Origin of the sequence: Mogibacterium sp. CM50, from assembly GCF_000293155.1 — a bacterium.
Lineage (GTDB): Bacteria > Bacillota > Clostridia > Peptostreptococcales > Anaerovoracaceae > Mogibacterium > Mogibacterium timidum.
The window spans coordinates 272,099-292,469 of the sequence record NZ_ALNL01000044.1 but is presented as its reverse complement, the minus strand read 5'-3'; the positions used below and the strand labels follow the sequence as shown (position 1 = coordinate 292,469).

Here is a 20,371-nt window from a genome sequence, read left to right as displayed (position 1 = left end):
ATTGGAGAATTGATGAAATCAGGATTTATAGGAATCTTAGGCAGGCCTAATGCCGGCAAATCCACACTTCTCAACAATGTGCTGGGAGAGAAAATTGCAATTACGTCGGACAAGCCTCAGACGACGAGGAACAGGATAACCGGGATTTACACGGATCTCGAGCACGATGGCGGGGACGGAATTCAGATGATTTTCCTCGATACGCCGGGGATTCACAAGCCCAAGGATAAGCTGGGGACAGCGATCAATGAGACCGCCCTTAACACGGCCGGCGGCGTGGATGTCGTCCTGCTGATAGTCGACGGCTCTAAAAAATTCGGCAAGGGTGACCAGTACATACTCGACATGCTGGCAGAGTCGGAGTCCAAAAGGGTGCTCGCGATCAACAAGATGGACCTGGTAAGCCCGGATGCTTATCTGGAGCTTTACAGCAGATATGATGAGAGCGGACTATTTGACGAGATCTTTGGAATATCCGCACTTCAGGGTACCAACATAGAGCATCTGATGAAATGCCTGTCCGGCTATATGTATGACGGGCCTATGTACTACCCTGATGATATGGCAACGGATCACCCTGAGAGGTTTATCGTCAGCGAGATTATACGTGAAAAGCTTCTCCGATATCTCGACCGGGAGGTGCCACACGGTATTTTTGTCGAGATTGAATCGTATGAGGAAAAGCCTGATATAACTGAGATTGGAGCTGTGATATGCTGTGAACGCACATCGCACAAGAGCATTATCATCGGCAAAGGTGGTCGTAAACTCAAGGGCGTGGGCAAGAGCGCTCGCGAGGAGATAGAGCTGCTGCTGGGCACCAAGGTGTTCCTGTCGCTCTGGGTCAAGGTTAAGGAGCATTGGCGCAACTCGGATAGAGTCATCAAAAATCTCGGATATAAGGACGAATAGTCAGATGCTGATTAACACAGAGGGGATAGTCCTGCGGCAAAACAAAATTGCAAATAACAGGCGGCTTATTACACTGTTCACTAGGAGCCACGGCAAGATTGCTGCGGGGACGAGCATCAATGAGCGAGCAAAGGGAAGAGCAGCACTGGCGATTCGGCCCTTTACGTTTGCCGAATATGATATTTACAAGGGGCGCAGCTACTTCAACATTAATAACGCTGATGTCAAGAGGAGCTACTACTCGATTGGCGAGGATATAGACAGGTACGTTGTGGCATCCAAGCTGCTTGAGTACGTCGACAAGACGACTGAAGAGGAGCAGGCGAGGCCGAGGCTGTTCGATATGACGCTGGAATTTATGGAGTCTATCACAAATGCCAAAGGCAACTACATGACTTTGCTGTATGCGTTTATCGTTAAGTCACTGGCGTTTAACGGTGTAATGCCGGAGCTTAAGCAGTGCGTGAGCTGCGGTAAATCGTTGGCGGAGCTTCGAGAAGAGGGTGGAGGAAAGATTCGGTATTTCTCCGTGAGCGGCGGTGGAATCCTATGTGAGGATTGCTACAAAAGGCTTGATATGCGTGATGCTTCGTTGATTTTCAAGCCTGATTTTGATATAGTTGAAGTGTTAGATTACTTCACTAGGACGCCGCTTTCCGGTTTTGAGAAGGTGTCACTCAAGCCGTCGGTTTCAAGCGAGCTACAGCGGATTCTCTCGGAGTATTTAAAGTACTACCTGGATGTTGATATTCTTGGTGACAGAATGAGCATATAGATGAGGTCGTCATATTTAAGAGGAGGAATACTATGGAAATCACACTGGAGAAGATTGAATTAGTAAAGGACAGGACCGGAGTTAGCTATAGAGAGGCTAAGAGCGCTCTTGAGGAAGCTGACGGCAGTGTTGTTGATGCAATTATAATCATCGAAGAGACAATCAAGGCAGATGAACCTGAAGGGGAGAGGCTGTACGGTAACGAACTGTTTGCGCGCCTCAAGAAGACAGCGGAGAAAGGCAACATGTCCCGCATCATCATCAAGAAGGGCGACGAGGTTCTTGTAAATCTCCCGCTCACCGTTGGACTGCTAGGCGTAGTGATTGCTCCTTGGGGTATGATACTCGGTCTAGTGGCTGCGGCCGGATTCAACTGCAATGTTGAGTTTGTCAATGACAAGGGAGAGGTTACAGATGTAAACGGCAAGGTTAAGAAGCACTATAACCGTGCCAAGAACGCAGGGAGCGAGACCGTAGATAAGATCAAGGACAGCGAGCTGTACAACGATATCAGGATGAAGAGCCAGGATACTTTCGAGGATCTCAAGGACAAGAGTCGCGACGCGTTTGATCAGGTTAAGAACAACGTAGACATCAGCGATCTCAAGCGTAAGGGCAGCGAAATTCTCAAGAAACGCAGCAAGAGCGATGATTTTGATTTTACAGAGAGCGACCTGGGGGAAGGTATTGATGATTACTATGATTTAGACATTGAGAATCTCGGACCCGATCAGCCGGGCAACGTATTTGTTGACAAGGCAGAGGAAGATAAATAATTATAGAGTGAACCAGACAGGATAGGTAGAGAAGTATGGCAATTGATAAGAGTGTAGTCCAGCCGGACAGAGCTGTAACGATGGATAAGATTACAGCCTTGGCTAAGAACAGAGGGTATATTTTCCCGGGATCGGAGATCTACGGAGGGCTCGCTAATACTTGGGATTACGGTCCTTTAGGAGTTGCATTCAAGAACAACGTCAAGAAGGCCTGGTGGAGCAAGTTTGTGCAGCAATCCAAGTACAATGTCGGTCTTGATGCCGCAATTCTGATGAATCCGGAGACATGGGTAGCATCGGGGCACGTTGGAGGGTTCTCGGACCCGCTTATCGATTGCAAGAGCTGCAGATCCAGATTTAGAGCAGATAAGATTATCGAAGATTATATCATGGGCAGGGAAGGTCGCCAGATTAGCTGCGATGGTTGGAACGATGAGGAGATGGAGAAATACATCGCCGATAACAAGATTCCGTGTCCGGACTGCGGAAAATCCGATTTTACAGGCATCCGTAAGTTTAATCTGATGTTTAAGACGTTTCAAGGTGTAACTGAGGATTCAAAGTCTGAAATCTTCCTGAGACCTGAGACTGCACAGGGAATCTTCGTTAACTTCAAGAATGTGCAGAGAACCTCGCGCAAGAAGATTCCTTTTGGAATTGCACAGATTGGTAAGTCTTTCCGTAACGAGATTACTCCGGGTAACTTCACCTTTAGAACCAGAGAGTTCGAACAGATGGAGCTGGAATTCTTCTGCAAACCCGGGACCGACCTGGAGTGGTTTGACTACTGGAAGGAATACTCCATCGACTTCCTCAGGAGTCTAGGCATGAACATGAATAATATCCGTGTCAGAGACCATGAAAAGGAGGAGCTGTCACACTACAGCAATGCGACATCTGACCTGGAGTATCTGTTCCCGTTTGGATGGGGAGAACTGTGGGGCATTGCAGACAGAACTGACTTTGACTTAACCAGACATCAGGAGCACTCCGGACAGGACATGAGCTATCTCGATCCTGAGACTAACGAGAGATATGTTCCGTATTGCATCGAACCATCTCTCGGAGCCGATAGAGTAGCATTGGCATTCCTGATAGATGCTTACGATGAGGAGACGGTATTAGACGGCAAGGGCAATGAGGATACGAGAGTTGTTCTCAGGTTGCATCCGGCTTTGGCACCATATACAGTCGCTGTTCTGCCACTATCCAAGAAACTCGAGGATGTAGCTACACCCATTTATGAAGAACTGAGCAGGTACTTCAATGTGGAGTACGATGCTGCGGGTTCTATCGGTAAGAGATATAGGAGAGAAGACGAGATTGGAACCCCTTTCTCAATCTGTGTTGACTTCGACACAGAATCTGATCAATCAGTCACTATACGCGATAGGGATACGATGGAGCAGATCCGTCTACCGCTATCAGACGTTAGGGAATATATAGAAGGCAAATTGCAGTTTTAACTAAGGAGAAAATGCCATGGAGAAATTTGTTTATTCCTTCAACGAAGGCTCAAAGGACATGAGAAGTCTTCTGGGTGGTAAGGGTGCGAATCTCGCAGAAATGACCAAGATCGGTCTGCCTGTACCGTTTGGATTTACTATCTCGACTGACGCTTGCAAGGATTACCTTGATAAGGGCGGAGTTCTAGCTGAAGAAATCGTAAAGGAAGTGTATGAGCACCTAGCTGAGCTCGAGCAGGTTATGGGCAAGCGCTTCGGGGACGTTGAAAACCCTCTGCTGGTATCTGTCAGATCAGGTGCACCGGTATCAATGCCAGGAATGATGGATACTATCTTGAATCTCGGTCTCAATGATGAATCGGTCAAGGGTCTGGCTGCTAAGACCGGCAATGAGAGATTCGCATACGACAGTTACAGAAGATTTATCCAGATGTTCGGAGATGTCGTGCTTGAGATTCCAAAGGCAAAATTTGATATCATCTTCGACGGCAAGAAGGAGGAGGTTGGTGCAGAGTTCGACGTAGATCTCTCCACAGATGATCTCAAGGCAATCATAGAAGGCTATAAGGCTCTAGTCAGAAAAGAGCTGGGAAGAGACTTCCCTCAGGATCCTAGAGACCAGCTGATGGAGGCTATTCTGGCAGTGTTCCGTTCATGGAATAACGACAGAGCTATCCTATACAGACAACTCAACAACATCTCCGCTTCGCTCGGAACAGCTGTTAATGTACAGTCGATGGTATTCGGCAACACCGGCGAGACTTCGGGTACAGGAGTCGCATTTACAAGAAGCCCTGTAAACGGAGAGAACAAGATCTTCGGTGAGTTCCTCGTCAATGCACAGGGCGAGGATGTTGTTGCAGGTATCCGAACACCTCAACCAATTGCTGAGATGGAGCAGGCATTTCCGGAGGTATATGCTAAGTTTGAGTCTGTTGCGGATATCCTCGAGAAGCATTACAGGGATATGCAGGATATGGAGTTCACTGTTGAGGACAACAAGCTCTACATGCTGCAGACCAGAAACGGCAAGAGAACTGCTACAGCTGCAGTTAAAATTGCCGTAGACATGGTCGAGGAAGACCTTATCGACAAGGAGACTGCAATTCTCCGCATCGAGCCTGATCAGATCAACCAGCTGCTGCACCCTACATTCGATGCGGACGAGCTCTCCAAGGCAACAAGTGTTGCAAAGGGGCTTCCTGCGTCGCCGGGAGCTGCTTGCGGCGAGATTGTATTCAGTGCGGATGACGCTGCCGAGGCTGCAGCAGCAGGTAGAAAGGTTATACTCGTTAGAGAAGAGACTTCCCCTGAGGATCTCGCAGGTATGGTTGCTGCAGAGGGAATTCTTACAGCTAGAGGTGGAATGACATCCCATGCTGCTGTGGTTGCACGTGGAATGGGCAAGTGTTGTGTAGCCGGATGCAGTGCAATTGCTGTATATGAGTCTGATAAAAGGATGGTAGTAAACGGCAGGGAATATCGCGAGGGAGATGTAATCTCCATCAACGGTACTGACGGCAGCGTTTATGACGTTGCCATCAAGACGGTCGCTCCTGAGCTGTCCGGTGATTTCGGAACTATCATGAAGTGGGCAGACGAGGTGAGATCTCTCGGAGTAAGAGCTAACGCAGATAATCCAAGGGATGCCATGCAGGCTCTTGAATTTGGGGCAGAAGGAATCGGCCTCTGCAGAACTGAGCATATGTTCTTTGAAGACGAGAGAATTCCTAAGATTAGAAGAATGATTCTCGCTGATTCCGAGGCAGAGAGAAGAGAGGCACTTGCCGGACTCCTTCCTTATCAGAAGAGCGATTTCAAGGGAATTTATGAGGTAATGGGTGAGAGACCGGTTACGATCAGACTTCTCGATCCACCTCTACACGAGTTCCTGCCTAAGACAGAGGCAGATGTTAACCAGCTGTCCGAGCAGTTTGGAATCTCCAAGGAAGCAATCGAGAAGAAGACTGTTGAGCTGCACGAGTTCAATCCGATGCTCGGACACAGAGGTTGCCGTCTGGCTGTTACATATCCTGAGATTGCCGAGATGCAGACAGCTGCTATTATCACTGCTGCTATCGAGGTATCGAAGGAAAAGGGATACAAGATCAAGCCGGAAATCATGGTTCCTTTGGTTGGGAATATCAAGGAGCTTAGATTTGTCAAGAATACTATTGATGAGATGGCTAAGAAGTGCTTTGAAGAGGCAGGTACGGAGCTGGAGTACATGGTAGGAACGATGATTGAGATTCCTAGGGCGGCTCTTACTGCTGACGAAATCGCTGATGATGCTGAATTCTTCTCGTTTGGGACTAACGACTTGACTCAGATGGGCTTTGGTTTCTCACGTGATGATACAGGTAATATCATCAAAGAATACATTAATGATGGCATCATGGAGAGAGATCCGTTCCAGTCACTGGATCAGAAGGGTATCGGAAAACTCGTTAAGATGGCTTGTGAAGGCGGAAAAGAGACTAGACCGAATATTAAGCTAGGTGTTTGCGGAGAGCACGGCGGTGATCCTGCTACTATTGAGTTCATGTACAAGACCGGACTCAACTACGTATCTTGCTCGCCGTTCAGAGTTCCAATCGCAAGACTGGCTGCTGCACAGGCAACTATCAAGAATCGTAAATAATAACTAAAGGTGAAGCATCCCTAAGGGATGCTTCACCATAAATTTTTTGAAATGAACTGGTTTAATAAATTTGAAGACAAATGGAATGGATTATCAAGTGCCATATTGATGATTCTTGGAAACTTAATTTATGCGTTCAGCATAAACCTCCTAATCACTCCGATGCACTTGTATAACGGTGGATTCCTCGGAATATCGCAGATTGTTAGGCATTTAATCGCCGTTAATACTGGATTCACAACTATATACGGACTTGATTTTACGGGTATTATCTACTTCTTAATCAATATACCGCTGTTCTTATATGCTTATTCCTCAGCAGGTTTTAAATTCGCGACTAAGACTCTGATTTCGATAGGTATATCATCGATATGTCTCACACTTGCACCAGTGCCAAAGATTCCTTATATCGATGATTACCTAACTGCGTGCGTAGTAGCTGGTGTCATCGGAGGAATAGGAACTGGAATGATTTTGAGAGGTGGAAGTTCCACTGGTGGACCTGATATCATTGCTGTGTGTATGGCAAAGAAGAATCCTAACGTTAGCGTAGGGATGCTTAACAATATTGTGAATTTTGTTGTATATGGTTGTTGTTTGCTTCTATTTAATGTCAAAATAGCAGTTTACTCTTTCATTTACTCATCTATAAAGGCGATGTTTATCGATAGAATGCATACTCAGAACATAAAGACGGAGGTTCTGATTATTACAAAGAAAGACGGCATAGAAAAATTTCTCACTGAAGAATTAAACAGAGGAGTTACAAGTTGGAAAGGAAGAGGAGCGTATACAGGAGATGAGGTGAATATAGTTCTCACGCTTGTATCGAAATATGAAATTGAACACCTAAAAGGAATAGTTCACGATGTTGACTCTAATGCATTTCTTATGATGTCAGATGGTGAAAGCATAGTGGGTAATTTTAAGAGACACATAGGGATCGGCGAATAGCAAAAGTCTGCAAGCATTGGCAAAGAATTTCACTCGCTTGACGAATTATACGAATGCTGCTTAACTTGATGTGATAAAACAATGCTCACATTCGTAACTTCGCAAGTCTTTGAACTTATCAAAACTTCGTAGCCTTCTGTATTCGCCTCCAGCACTTAGCTGTGATGACTGCCCGCTAGGTAGCCTGAGAGCAATAATCAAAGTCACAGTCTTGACAATATTAGAGAGATTTTGCAACAATAAGGAAAGTGAGAACTAATTTATGAGTTTGTTAATCGAAAGACCTTGGATAGTACCTGTGGGAATGTCTATATTATTCTTTATAAGTTTGGGATTCTTGTATTACAAGCAGACTAAACGCAAGAAGGCATTTAATATGATTAAGACCATGAAGCACGACAAAGAGCTATCAAAAGTATACCTAAGAATAGATAACGGATATGGTGATTTCTATAATATGTCATTTTCTGTTGATGGGGAGAATTGGTCATCAGGAGTTTTATTTTCAGACGAGTTTTTAACACCGTCTATTTTGATGCCTCCTGGAGAGTATGAGATAAAGTTCTCAATAAAATCTCGCTCCGGGGCAACGGCATATTACAAGAAAAAAGGACCTTTTTACACGGAGATCGTAGTAAAACCGTTTATTGACACGACGATCGTGTTTGATAATGATACATTAGCTAGTTGGCAAGAAGAGTTAAAGGAGTAAAGTTACATGAGTGATCTAAGAATCAATTTTATCGACAACTGGGAGAAGAAGGATGTTAACCTAGAAGAGCTAAGACGTGCTCTTGAGGACGGAAACTCATCTGTTTACAACGACGCAAGCCTCAAGAAGGTTTCTGCTAAGTGGAAGAAGTTCAAGGAGAGAGGTGTCTCGAATCTATACCTTCTCAAGGAACTAGATGATGATGGTGTTGCGTGTGCAATGTATGCATATTCGATTACTGATGGTGTAATCGACGATGAGACTCTAGAAAAACTCAGAGAAGTATGTGCTCAGAATCTATCTTCTGGCGAGATGAGAGCTGATGGTTCATTCTCAAAGCCAAACGAGTGGTGGGATACAAATCCTGGTCGTTCAATCAAGGCTGTTGAGTCAGGTTCTGCAGATAGCCTACATCAGTATCTAGGCGCTGAACTATATCCAAAGGGAATCGTGCTAAGCTCGAGAAGCATTAAGTCAAAGCATGCAGGTGAGCTAGCTTGTTCAGCTATTGCATGGGGTGTAAGCACATCAATATTTAAGAAGGGTGCTTACATGAGCGTTCTTATTCATAACGACGCACTATAACCATTGATTTTAGCGTCAAGAGGTAGATGCAATTATGCATCTACCTCTTACGTTTATTTAGGCATTATAAAAATTTTATCCTTATCTATCTACACTAAAGCCTGCTCCAGCGCACCTTTTCCCTGTGCACATGTAACTATACCGTAAGCACCGTTAATCACTGTAAAGCAAGGTTCAACATGACCTATGTCAGCATTCCAGATGAATGGTATATCCGGAATCGCCTGACGTAGCTGAGCGATATATTCTTCGTCTGACTTATCTGGGAACATGGTGCGTCCGAACACTATTGCTGTAGTTCCCTCAAAGTAGCCGCAGTATTTCATCTGCATCATGGTTAGGTACAGATCAAATGCACTCATCGCAAAATTATCCATAAACCAGATCTTGCGGGGATATTTCTTGACGAATTCTCCGGTTCCGTCGTAAGGGGTACCAATCAATTTAGCTATGCAGTCGATACATCCCCCAATTAGACGACCCTCTACGATCAATTTCGGTGAATCAGGGGATGACGATTTGTCGAATATTTCCTCAATCCCGGGCATCGACAATATCCAATTTACCTCGCCATCAAGTGTATTACCGGATACAGAAAAGTCGGTATTCGAATCATAGTACTCGAAGGAGTGCTGCTTTGTTATATCTCCCCGCAAAAACTTTAGTGAGTTGTGCTGAAATTCATGCAGCTCATTCCAGTCGAAGCTGCCCGCGTTGAACCCATACATGGTAGCTATGTCGAGCTTAGTCGTGACGTAGTAAGTGATATTGGTAGGGTCGCTAGCACCGGTTATCCATTTTGGATAGTTGGATAACAACTCCACGTCTATATAGGGGAGCATCTCAATATTGTAATCTCCGCCCGAAGCTGCGAGTATCATCTCGGCATCAGGATTCTCGAGCAGTGAGTTGAACTCTTCGCCGCGGGTTTTGCCGTCGGCAGACCTCACGTTATCAGTTCTGACGTTGGCAGTTTCAATTATGTCGTAGCCTGCATCGCGCAATACCGCTAGAGATTTGTCAAACGATTCAAGCTTGCGACCAACCCCGGCGCTCGGAGCGCAAATCCCGATGGATGAGCCCTTGTCTAAAAATTTTGGATATATCAACAGTTCCTCCTTTAATTACTTAGAACGTTCCTTGCAAACCGCAGCTGTACAGCTTGCCGCACGTAACATACATCGAATATGTCGAGCGCAGAAGTGTGATGCCAAGGGAATTTGCAAGTGAGATCAGAGAAGGCTCCGGCTCGTATATCCCGATGAGAATTACACACTGTACACCCTTCATTTCAGCGGTTTTGAGTATCTGTGGATTGTACACGGCTGTGATGAGTATGGACTTGTCGCTTACGTATGTCACGATGTGGCTGATCACATCGGAGGAAAATGCGTTCACTAGCTCCATGTCCATGTCGGGGTCCTTTGTAAGAATTTCTCCATCTATTATGGCGTTAATCTCTTGTAAAGTCATTTTGTGCCTCCGCAACTTCCCGGTCTCCCGGATATTTTATAACACTATCATTATACGTTACTAATTTATCAATTGCGAGTATTTAGATGCAAAATTTAGAATTAAAAAAAGCGAATAAATATGTGCAAGCATTCATGGTCAAAAGTATAACTATCGTTGCAATCACTGCGTTCCAGATATATAATATTTTCAATGTATAGTTTAATTTTGTTAAACATGACTAATTGGTTAGTCCAAGGAGGTTCTAAGGTATGAAGGTTTCAAACGTCCCTTTTAAGGGAACACCTGAACAGGAACTACAACTACGCGGGGTTATTGACGGCCTTAAGGGTGAAAATGGCTGTCTGATGCCGATTATGCAGAAGGCTCAGGAGATATATGGCTATCTCCCGTACCAGGTCCAGAAGATTATTTCCGATGGAACCGGTATTCCTATGGAGAAGGTGTATGGCGTTGCAACATTTTATGCACAGTTTTCCATGTCACCTAAGGGGGAACACGAGGTTTCAGTCTGTCTCGGCACTGCATGCTATGTAAAGGGTGCAGGCGATATCTTTGACAAGGTATCGGAAGAACTGCAGATCGGTGATGGAGAATGCACTCCGGACGGCAAATTCTCTTTAGATTCCTGCCGCTGTGTAGGAGCCTGCGGCTTGGCTCCGGTAGTGATTGTTGGAGGAGATGTGTACGGCAAGATGACTCCGGACAAGATTCCGGAGGTGCTCGCAAAATACATCTAGTTTCCGGTTATGAAATGATACGCTAAATTATACAGCGTGAGGTTTACTTATGGAGGGTTATTATGAAATCGCTTAATGAGCTTAGGTCCATCAAGAACAAGATGATGTGCCAAGTCGGCCTGAGATTAGATGGTGCAGCTGCTGTCACTGAAGCTGATGGTGTACAGGTTCATAAATATTATGTATTAGTATGTGGCGGTACCGGATGTACATCCAACCATAGCGGAGAGGTCGTAGAGGCCTTGGAAGAGCAGCTCGGAAAGCACGGCCTGGAGGATGATGTCAAAATTATTCAGACCGGATGTCAGGGGCTGTGTGCTAAGGGTCCGGTTGTTGTTGTGCATCCGGGGGCCGTTTATTATGAAGAGGTAAATCCTAAAAAGGTTGAGGCTATTGTAGATGAACACATCATCGGAGGCGTTCCCGCTGATGATTACCTGCTCAAGGAAGAGACCACAGACGGCAGTCCGGCCAAGACGATGACAGAGTCCGACTTCTACACTAAGCAGGAGAGGATTGCCCTTAGAAATTGCGGTGTTATCGATCCGGAGAACATCGATGAATACATTGCCACCGGCGGGTATGAGGCTCTTGGCAGGTGCCTGACAGAGATGACACCGGATGAAGTAATTCAGGTTGTAATGGACAGCGGTATCAGAGGCCGCGGTGGTGCCGGGTTCCCGACAGGTAAAAAATGGAAATTTGCATCAGGCGATAGGGGAAACGTACAGAAATATGTATGTTGTAACGCCGATGAAGGTGATCCCGGTGCATTTATGGATCGTTCAATCCTAGAGGGCGACCCGCATTCGGTATTTGAAGCTATGGCGATTGCCGGCTATGCAATCGGTGCTGATCAGGGTTACATTTATGTTCGTGCCGAGTACCCGATTGCCGTTAACAGACTTGAAATTGCGCTCAAGCAGGCGAGGGAGTATGGACTGATAGGAAAGGATATATTCGGTACAGGCTTCAATTTTGATATAGATCTCAGACTTGGTGCCGGAGCCTTTGTATGTGGTGAGGAGACAGCACTCATGACATCTATCGAGGGAAATAGAGGAGAACCGCACCCACGACCACCTTTCCCGGCAGTTAAGGGTCTGTTCGGGTGTCCTACGATTCTCAACAATGTTGAGACTTATGCAAATATCCCGATGATATTCAACAAGGGTACAGAGTGGTTCAGCTCACTGGGAACCGAGCAGTCGCCCGGTACTAAGGTGTTTGCTCTCGGCGGCAAAATCAACAACACGGGACTTGTCGAGGTGCCAATGGGAACGACTCTGCGCAATGTCGTAGAGAACATCGGAGGCGGCGTTCCCGGAGGCAAGAAATTCAAGGCAGCTCAGACCGGTGGCCCTTCAGGTGGATGTATTCCGAACACCTACTACGATATTCCAATAGACTTCGAGAACCTCAAGAATATCGGGTGTATGATGGGCTCCGGCGGACTGATTGTAATGGACGAGGACAGCTGTATGGTCGATATCGCCAAGTTCTTCCTCGAATTCACCGTAAGCGAATCCTGCGGTAAATGCACTCCTTGCAGAGTCGGAACTAAGAGAATGCTCGAGATTCTGACCAGAATCACAGAGGGCAACGGCGAAATGGATGACATCGACAAGCTGGAAGAATTAGCCAAGTTTGTCCAGGGAAACTCCTTGTGCGGGCTGGGACAGACTGCACCTAACCCGGTACTGTCAACGTTGAGATTCTTTAGAGATGAGTACGTTGCACATATCAAGGACAAAACATGTCCTGCCGGCGTATGTAAGAAGCTGCTCAAATACACCATCATTGCAGAAAAGTGCAAAGGCTGTACTCTCTGTGCCAGAAACTGCCCGGTAGATGCTATTTCCGGTACAGTTAAGACACCACACGTGATTGACAGCGCTAAGTGTATCAAATGCGGCGCTTGTATGGATAATTGCAGATTTGGTGCGATTGTAAGAAAGTAGTGGAGGAAGCGATATGTCAGATGTTAAGGTAACAATTGATAATATAGAGGTTAATGTTCCTGAAGGTTCTACGCTACTGGAGGCAGCGCACATTGCAGGAGTGGATATTCCTACTCTATGTTATCTCAAGGATGTAAATGAAATCGGTGCATGTAGAATGTGTCTGTGTGAAGTAGAGGGTGCGAGGGCGCTTGTGGCGGCTTGCGTATTCCCTGTATTTGACGGGATGGTAGCACATACAAATACCCCTAAGCTGATTGATTCGAGAAGAAAGAATTTGCAGCTTCTGCTGTCGGATCACAACATGGATTGTCTCGGCTGCTATAGAAGCGGGAACTGTGAGTTGCTCAAGCTCTGCAGGAGATACGGAGTGGATGATACGGAGTACTATAAGGGTGTTAAGAATCATTCTGTGATTGAGGACAGCTCTAAGTCTATCGTGCGTGACAACAGTAAATGTATCCTATGCCGCCGTTGCATCGGTGCATGTAACAATCTCCAGAGCATAGGTGTAATCGGGACCAACAGGAGAGGTTTTGATACATATGTCGGAACTGCATTTGACCTGCCACTCGCGGAGACGAGCTGTGTTAACTGCGGACAGTGTATAGTTTCATGTCCGGTTGGAGCGCTGTACGAGAAGGATTCTGTAACTCAGGTTATGGAAGCAATTGAAGATCCGGATAAGTATGTAATAGTTCAGGCGGCACCTTCAACACGTGTTGCTATCGCTGAATGTTTCGATCAGCCGATCGGCACAGAAGCAGAGGGCAAGCTATCTGCAGCACTTCACAGACTTGGATTTGACAGGGTGTTCGACACCAACTTCTCAGCCGATCTTACTATCGTCGAGGAGGCGAACGAGCTGATTGAGAGAGTCCGGGGTGGCGGTGTGCTGCCTATGATTACTTCATGTTCACCGGGGTGGGTTAAATTCTGTGAGCACTACTACCCGGACCTGATTCCTAACCTGTCGACATGTAAGTCGCCGCAGCAGATGTTCGGTGCTGTAACCAAGTCGTACTATGCGGAAGTGATGGGGATACCGGCGGACAGGATTGTGTCCGTCAGCGTGATGCCTTGTACAGCCAAGAAGCATGAGCTGGGTCGAAATGATCAGGGACAGGACGGATATCAGGACGTCGATTTCTCGATCACGACTAGGGAGTTGGCTAAAATGATCAGGCTGGCCGGTATCGAGTTCATGAAGCTTGAGGACGAACCGTACGACAACCCGCTTGGTGAATACACCGGTGCCGGAGTAATATTTGGTGCTACAGGCGGTGTAATGGAGGCTGCTCTCAGAACTGCTGTAGAGAAGCTGACAGGTGATGAGCTAATCAATCTGGACTTCGTGGACGTACGCGGAGTTAAGGGCGTCAAAGAGGCTGAATATGATCTGCAGGGACAGAAGGTCAAGGTTGCTGTTGCCAGCGGACTTGCAAATGCCAGGGTGATTTTAGATAAGGTTAAGGCTGGAGAAGCTGATTACACCTTCATAGAGATTATGGGATGCCCGGGCGGATGTGTAAACGGCGGTGGACAGCCTCACGTTGATTCGCAGATCAGGAATTTCATGGATGTCAGAGCTGAACGTGCAAAGGGCTTGTATACTCTGGACAAGAATGCGCCGATCCGCAAGTCTCACGAGAACCCGGTCATCGTCAAAATGTACGAAGATTACTTCGGAGTGCCGGGAGGAGAGAGGGCTCACCATCTGCTGCATACAACATACGTAGATAGAGTAGTTAATGTTCAGGTCGATTAGTTGACCATACAGCTTGGGAACTTTTGTTGCCCGGATTCTGCTAGGCAAGTGAAACATGCTGATCACAATAAATACAAAAAATATAAGCAAATAGATGATGAAGTGCAAAATCCCGTCTCGGTAGAGACGGGATTTTGTGCATATCTGATATTTGTAAATCTTTCGGCGTATAGACGACGATTAATCGCGGACATACATCGCGGGAAATATAAAGGCTCTATGCTTCAAGGATAAACGCCTTGTAACCCTTATAAGCCTCATATACATCGGACTTGCTGACAGCTTCATAGGGAGCATGCATGTTGAGAACGGCAATGCCGCTGTCCACGACTTCCATGCCATACAGGGCGAGGATATAAGCTATAGTGCCGCCGCCGCCGACATCTACCTTGCCGAGTTCGGCAGACTGGAATTTGACGTCGTGCTTGTGCATTATGGCGCGTAGATGTCCCAGATATTCAGCATTGGCATCGTTAGAACCCCCTTTGCCTCTGCTGCCGGTATACTTGTTGAATACTATTCCGCGTCCGAACAGAGCAGCGTTTCTCTTGCTGAACTTGTCAGCATACATAGGGTCGTAGGTTGCACTGACGTCGGATGAGAGCATGCGCGAATTTCGGAGAACGCGTGCGGCATTCAGTTCTGTGTAGATTCCCATTCTATCCAGTAGCTCTCTCACTATATCCTCGAAGAAGTGTGATTGCATACCTGTTGCGCCGTAGCTTCCAATCTCTTCCTTGTCGACGAACAGTCCGCAGGTCGTGGTCTTGGGATTATCAACTTCAAACAGGGCAACGGCGGACGTGTAGGCGCACGATCTGTCGTCATGTCCGTAACCCAGAATCAGACTTCTATCGAGGCCGGCTTCTCTAGCTCTGCCGGATGGAACTGCTTCAATCTCAGCCGACCAGAAATCGTCCTCTTCAATATCATATTTATCCTTGAGTAGCTTGAGTACGTTGGCCTTGACAGCGTTTTCAGTGTCTTCATCGAGAGGCTGCGTGCCAAATACGATATCCATATTCTCGCCGTCAATCAGCTTGGTGCCTGTGAGCTGCATCTGGTCTTGTGCGAGATGAATGAGCAGGTCGCTGATGAAGAAGACCGGATCCGTAGGGGCCTCGCCGATATTGACATTGACAACTGTTCCGTCCTTCTTAGCGACTACACCGTGAAGTGCGAGCGGCATTGTAACCCACTGGTACTTCTTGATGCCACCGTAATATTGTGTGTCCAGATAAGCGAACTCGTCTGTCTCGTACAGTGGGTTCTGTTTGAGATCGATTCGCGGTGAATCGATGTGCGCACCGAGGATGTTCATGCCGCGGTTAACGATATCTTCGCCGATGTTAAATGTAACCAGACTCTTATGCATATTTACCGCGTAGACCTTACTGCCTACATCCAAAGTCTCGTTATTCCTGATTACCTCGTTTAAGTCGCGGTATCCGTGCTCTTCAGCCATCTTGACCAGTAAATCAGTGCACTCGCGCTCTGTCTTGCCCTCAGAAATAAAGTCTATGTATCCTTTGCTGAGCTTATCGAGCGCTTCAAGCTCAGCGGGAGAGTAGCTATTCCATACGTTTTTATCTTTCATAAATACCTCCTGTAATGCATATGATGGTATCATAAATGGGAGTTGGGCACAATCACGTTCATGTGATGGTGTTATGAATTGATGGGCTTTGCGCCGTGTGATACAATTGACTGGTCCACTGCAGGATAAAGCAGATGGCCGATTATGAAAAAGGTTATATTTTTATTTGAGTATACATGACTAACTCCGTTAGTTCGTAAAGTCCAATTCCTTGTTCTGGGGAATGGGCACATATACAATACATGATTAACTCCAGTAGTTCGTAAAGAGGAGGACGGATGATTACAACACTGCTGATGGCTATGGTGCCGGTCATAGAGCTGCGCGGTGCGATTCCATACGGAGTTGCTGTAGCCGGTCTTGAGATATGGCAGGCGGCACTGATAGCGGTAATTGGAAATCTGCTGCCAATTCCTTTTCTGGTAGTTTTTACCAGAGATGTATTCGCTTGGATGCGCAAAAAATCCGAACGACTCGATAGAATCGTCGTTAGAATGGAAAAGAAAGCGGACAAGAACAAGGACGTGGTACTCAGATACCAGTTCTGGGGGTTAATGATTCTGGTAGCCATTCCGCTTCCCGGTACAGGCGCCTGGACAGGCGCGCTGGTTGCAGCACTGATGGATCTGCAGCTCAAGAGGGCTATGCCTGCTATTGCGCTGGGTGTAGTCATAGCGGCAATAATAGTAACATGGATAACGTATGGAGCATCCGTGTTTTTGTAGGATCTGCATATGACAAAGCTGTCTAATGCTTTACGCCTGCATAATCCGGATAATCAAGTTCATAGCGGTTAAATTCCGACTGAATATCCTCAGTGAGGCTTTCGCCTATCGTATGAGATCTCTTCCATCGCTTTGTCAATCGCAGATACGTATTTCCCTATAATTTTAAATCTTGAATGTCTGGAACTTCTCGTCCTCGCCTTCCTCACTGAACAGATAGTCCTTGCCGGGTAGCAGGCTGTTAGCTGCAATTCCGACAATGGCTGCGATAGCCAGTCCGGAAAGCGTGATGTTTACACCGGCAACCTTGAATGAGAGTCCGCCAATCTGGTTGAAGCCTAGCGAGCATACCAGAATTAAGGCTGTGATGATGGTGTTTCTGGTGTTCTTGAAGTTAACCTGGTTTTCAACCAAGTTTCTGATTCCGACTGCGGAAATCATACCGTAGAGTATCAGGGATACGCCACCGATAATGGCTGCCGGAATAGTCTCGATTATGAATGCAAATTTTGGAATGAACGACAGCACAATCGCAAAGCATGCTGCAATTCTGATTACCAGCGGATCGTACACCTTGGTGAGTGCGAGTACTCCCGTGTTCTCGCCGTAGGTTGTATTTGCAGGGCCGCCAAATAAAGAAGCCATCATCGTGGCTAACCCGTCTCCCAGCAGAGTGCGGTGCAGTCCGGGATCCTTGATATAGTTATTGCCTGTTGTAGCACCGATGGCGGAGATGTCTCCGATGTGTTCCATCATGGTAGCCAACGCGATAGGGGTGATCGTGATGATGGCGCTGAGATCGAACTTTGCCATCATGATTGGTGGAAGTGCAACCAATGACTGTCTGCTCATACCGGTGAAGTCTATCCTGCCCATCAGCAGCGCAACTGCGTAAGCGATAACTACGCCCAAAATAATAGGGACAATCTTGGCCATGCCGCGTCCCCACATGTTGAAGAATATAATAGACGCGAGGGCTATAATCGCCAGAAGCCAGTCTGTCTGAGCGTTCTTGATAGCAGAAGGAGCAAGTATCAATCCGATGGAGATTATTATTGGTCCGGTAACTACAGGAGGAAAGACTCTCATGACCTTTTCTATCGTAAAGAATTTGATGAGTGTTGCGAGAACTACGTATACGAAGCCTGCAACCAGGACACCGCCACATGCGTATGGAAGCATCTCGGTATTGGGATGTCCGTTCTGCAGCGGAGCAACTGCTGCGTATCCGCCGAGAAAAGCAAACGACGAACCGAGGAATGCAGGAACCTTCCCCTTCGTGATAATGTGGAATAGCAGCGTGCCCAGACCTGCCATCAAAAGTGTTGTCGAAATGTTTAAGCCTGTCAGCAGCGGGACCAACACGGTAGCGCCGAACATGGCGAAGGTGTGCTGCAGTCCGAGCAGAATGGTCTTGGGCCAACCCAGCGTTCTCGCGTCGGTTATGCCGTTAGAGTACTGATGTTCGTTACTCTGTGTCATTGTATCCTCCTTGGGGAAATTAAAACATGAAAAAATTAATTAAAATATCTAAAGACTCCCTTGACCTTGCCGACAATCGTGCAATCATCGACGATGATCGGATCCATGAAGTCATTTTCAGGCTGAAGTCTGATATGATACTTCTCCTTGTAAAATCTCTTAACCGTGGCCTCTGTCTCAAAGGCGCCCTGTATCATTGCTACGACGATATCTCCGTTTGCCGCGGTCTGATCTTCCTGCACAATCAGGTAATCACCGTCGTTGATACCGGCATTGACCATGCTGTCTCCGTGCACTACAAGCAGGAAGTTGTTGCCATTTCCGATAAACCTGGCGGGGAATGGAATGCTGTCTTCGATATTTTGCTCGGACAGGATAGGTACCCCTGCCGCTACATTCCCTATTACCGGCAGCTGAACCATACTGATATCGTCAGCTTCGAATTCTGCATTCTGATGCTCGCAGTCAACAACCGCAAGTGCGCGAGGCTTACTGGGGTCCTTTCTGATGTACCCCAGTGACTCCAGCGCCTTGATATCGCTGTAAACTGTAGATGTTGACTTGATGCCTATGGCATCGCAAATCTCCCTCACGGTAGGAGGGAATCCCTTGAGCTTGATAGTTTCTTTCATATATGCCAGCACCTTCTTCTGGCGTTCCTCGCTCTTCTTCATATCAAATCCTCTATCTGTCAAATAAACCGAAGTGATAAAGTATACAAATTGAGAGTATAATCGCTATTGATTGCGCTGCCTGGGATTCAGACTGGCGATTTTATAGTTATAGATATCACTATCGCTATAAAGTCAACGAGTTGAGCGTTAACTCTTCACCGTAATTGTTCCAGTCATCATATATCTCCCCGGTCTGCCTGATGATGATGTCACCAACTCTTCCGTTAATCTTGCTATAGGGCAGAGTTTTGTGATAGGTGATTCTGCTGTCACCGAGTTGAAACAGGAAGCCGGTACGGAAAAGCTCCTTCTCCAGATGTCCCTTGTATTCGGCGATGGAGCTTATGAGCCTGAACAGATCGTCCTGCTCAGTGTCAAACACGTTGTCAAGAGTCAGCTTGGAGTAATTGGCTCTTAGCTGAATCTCGTGTCCCGCGAATCGATCGAGAACCTTGAGAAGCTTCTCCTTAGTCTCAGGCTCGTTGGCATCTTGGAATACTACGCAGTTTATGCGATGAGGTACCTCGAGCAAATCGAAAATCCCGTCCGAACACTCCTTTACGTAGTGCTTGAGATGTCTGGAAACATTGATACAGCTAATCTTGTCCTTGTTCCTGTTGAGAACCTCGGCAACCTTGTGGATATCCTGAGTCTCGTTGGTCGGAAGTGTGGTGTTGATGTAGACGTGATGACCATCCTTGATGTGATTCAAGATGTCCTGAAGCGCATCCAAGTCGGCAAGAGGCTCACCGCCTGTCAAAACCACATCGTTATGAGGCAGCACCTTATCCATCAGGTCAAGCGCTTTATAGCATCGGTCTAAATTAAACGATGATGTATCTCTATAATCATCTTTATTTACACAGAAAGGGCAGCAGTTGTTGCAGTCGTACGGAACGAACATTGTGACTGTTGGCCCCTCCTTAATAAAATCCTTCATTCCGGTTTAATCTCCCTGTACTAAAATCATCAAATTATACCATTTCGAACAGTTGTTTGCAATTGAAATGGTGAGAAAATGCAATAATTTGAACGACTTTAAAATGCACAGTAATCTGAACAAAAGTCTTTAACGGTACGATTCTATCATGTATACTTATATAGCAATTATATTTTCAATCAGTTTTATA

Annotated in this window: 18 protein-coding genes; 12 read left to right on the top strand and 6 right to left on the bottom strand. The window is 46.5% G+C overall.

Going from position 1 to position 20,371, the window contains the following annotated elements; all coding sequences use genetic code 11:
• The first annotated feature begins 12 nt into the window (after nt 1-12).
• The 8 genes from era (at nt 13) to HMPREF1152_RS08705 (ending at nt 8,821) form a co-directional block, all read left to right on the top strand.
• Nucleotides 13-912: a GTPase Era gene (gene era, locus HMPREF1152_RS08740; RefSeq protein ID WP_009644773.1), complete on the top strand. Its 900-nt coding sequence runs from the start codon at nt 13-15 to the stop codon at nt 910-912.
• 4 nt (nt 913-916) lie between these two features.
• A complete protein-coding gene (recO, locus tag HMPREF1152_RS08735) occupies nt 917-1,687 on the top strand; it encodes a DNA repair protein RecO (RefSeq protein WP_009644751.1) in 771 nt (256 codons plus the stop codon).
• Between the two features lie 32 nt (nt 1,688-1,719).
• Nucleotides 1,720-2,463 (top strand): DUF4342 domain-containing protein, encoded by a 744-nt coding sequence (locus HMPREF1152_RS09135; protein WP_009644815.1) that lies wholly within the window; start codon nt 1,720-1,722, stop codon nt 2,461-2,463.
• Between the two features lie 35 nt (nt 2,464-2,498).
• Complete coding sequence (locus tag HMPREF1152_RS08725; protein ID WP_009644687.1) at nt 2,499-3,929, top strand: glycine--tRNA ligase; 1,431 nt, start codon at nt 2,499-2,501, stop codon at nt 3,927-3,929.
• 16 nt (nt 3,930-3,945) lie between these two features.
• A complete protein-coding gene (gene ppdK, locus HMPREF1152_RS08720) occupies nt 3,946-6,570 on the top strand; it encodes a pyruvate, phosphate dikinase (protein ID WP_009644764.1) in 2,625 nt (874 codons plus the stop codon).
• Nucleotides 6,571-6,621: 51 nt separating this feature from the next.
• On the top strand, nt 6,622-7,524 hold the full coding sequence (locus HMPREF1152_RS08715; protein ID WP_178978716.1) for a YitT family protein: 903 nt from the start codon (nt 6,622-6,624) through the stop codon (nt 7,522-7,524).
• A 376-nt stretch (nt 7,525-7,900) separates the two neighbouring features.
• Nucleotides 7,901-8,236, top strand: a complete 336-nt coding sequence (locus HMPREF1152_RS08710; protein WP_242822293.1) for a hypothetical protein — start codon at nt 7,901-7,903, stop codon at nt 8,234-8,236.
• Between the two features lie 6 nt (nt 8,237-8,242).
• Nucleotides 8,243-8,821 (top strand): hypothetical protein, encoded by a 579-nt coding sequence (locus HMPREF1152_RS08705; protein WP_009644738.1) that lies wholly within the window; start codon nt 8,243-8,245, stop codon nt 8,819-8,821.
• Between the two features lie 89 nt (nt 8,822-8,910).
• On the opposite strand, the gene HMPREF1152_RS08700 is transcribed toward HMPREF1152_RS08705, so the two are convergent.
• Nucleotides 8,911-9,930 carry an LD-carboxypeptidase gene (locus HMPREF1152_RS08700; RefSeq protein WP_009644806.1) on the bottom strand — a complete coding sequence of 340 codons (1,020 nt, stop codon included), beginning with the start codon at nt 9,928-9,930 and terminating at the stop codon, nt 8,911-8,913.
• 19 nt (nt 9,931-9,949) lie between these two features.
• The gene (locus HMPREF1152_RS08695; protein WP_009644633.1) at nt 9,950-10,294 is read right to left on the bottom strand and encodes a DRTGG domain-containing protein; all 345 of its coding nucleotides are present in this window, start codon (nt 10,292-10,294) and stop codon (nt 9,950-9,952) included.
• Between the two features lie 251 nt (nt 10,295-10,545).
• Here HMPREF1152_RS08695 and HMPREF1152_RS08690 point away from each other — a divergent pair, with 251 nt between their 5' ends.
• From HMPREF1152_RS08690 to HMPREF1152_RS08680, 3 genes are all read left to right on the top strand, one after another.
• A complete protein-coding gene (locus HMPREF1152_RS08690; protein WP_009644755.1) occupies nt 10,546-11,034 on the top strand; it encodes an NADH-quinone oxidoreductase subunit NuoE family protein in 489 nt (162 codons plus the stop codon).
• Between the two features lie 62 nt (nt 11,035-11,096).
• Nucleotides 11,097-12,995, top strand: coding sequence for an NADH-quinone oxidoreductase subunit NuoF (gene nuoF / locus HMPREF1152_RS08685; RefSeq protein ID WP_009644656.1), 1,899 nt, complete (start codon nt 11,097-11,099; stop codon nt 12,993-12,995).
• Nucleotides 12,996-13,008: 13 nt separating this feature from the next.
• Nucleotides 13,009-14,763, top strand: coding sequence for an NADH-dependent [FeFe] hydrogenase, group A6 (locus HMPREF1152_RS08680; protein WP_009644642.1), 1,755 nt, complete (start codon nt 13,009-13,011; stop codon nt 14,761-14,763).
• 217 nt (nt 14,764-14,980) lie between these two features.
• Here HMPREF1152_RS08680 and HMPREF1152_RS08675 read toward each other — a convergent pair whose 3' ends face one another.
• Entirely contained in the window at nt 14,981-16,360 is a 1,380-nt protein-coding gene (locus HMPREF1152_RS08675; protein WP_009644856.1) for an aminopeptidase, read from the bottom strand.
• A gap of 278 nt (nt 16,361-16,638) precedes the next feature.
• Between HMPREF1152_RS08675 and HMPREF1152_RS08670 the strand changes: the two genes are divergently transcribed.
• On the top strand, nt 16,639-17,085 hold the full coding sequence (locus HMPREF1152_RS08670) for a COG2426 family protein (RefSeq protein ID WP_009644611.1): 447 nt from the start codon (nt 16,639-16,641) through the stop codon (nt 17,083-17,085).
• Between the two features lie 165 nt (nt 17,086-17,250).
• Here the strand turns inward: HMPREF1152_RS08670 and HMPREF1152_RS08665 are convergent, their stop codons facing one another.
• The 3 genes from HMPREF1152_RS08665 to HMPREF1152_RS08655 all read right to left on the bottom strand — a co-directional run bounded on the left by HMPREF1152_RS08665 (nt 17,251) and on the right by HMPREF1152_RS08655 (nt 20,181).
• Nucleotides 17,251-18,567: a uracil-xanthine permease family protein gene (locus HMPREF1152_RS08665; RefSeq protein ID WP_009644699.1), complete on the bottom strand. Its 1,317-nt coding sequence runs from the start codon at nt 18,565-18,567 to the stop codon at nt 17,251-17,253.
• A gap of 35 nt (nt 18,568-18,602) precedes the next feature.
• On the bottom strand, nt 18,603-19,241 hold the full coding sequence (lexA, locus tag HMPREF1152_RS08660; RefSeq protein WP_009644801.1) for a transcriptional repressor LexA: 639 nt from the start codon (nt 19,239-19,241) through the stop codon (nt 18,603-18,605).
• Nucleotides 19,242-19,365: 124 nt separating this feature from the next.
• A complete protein-coding gene (locus tag HMPREF1152_RS08655) occupies nt 19,366-20,181 on the bottom strand; it encodes a radical SAM protein (RefSeq protein ID WP_009644594.1) in 816 nt (271 codons plus the stop codon).
• Nucleotides 20,182-20,371: the final 190 nt, after the last annotated feature.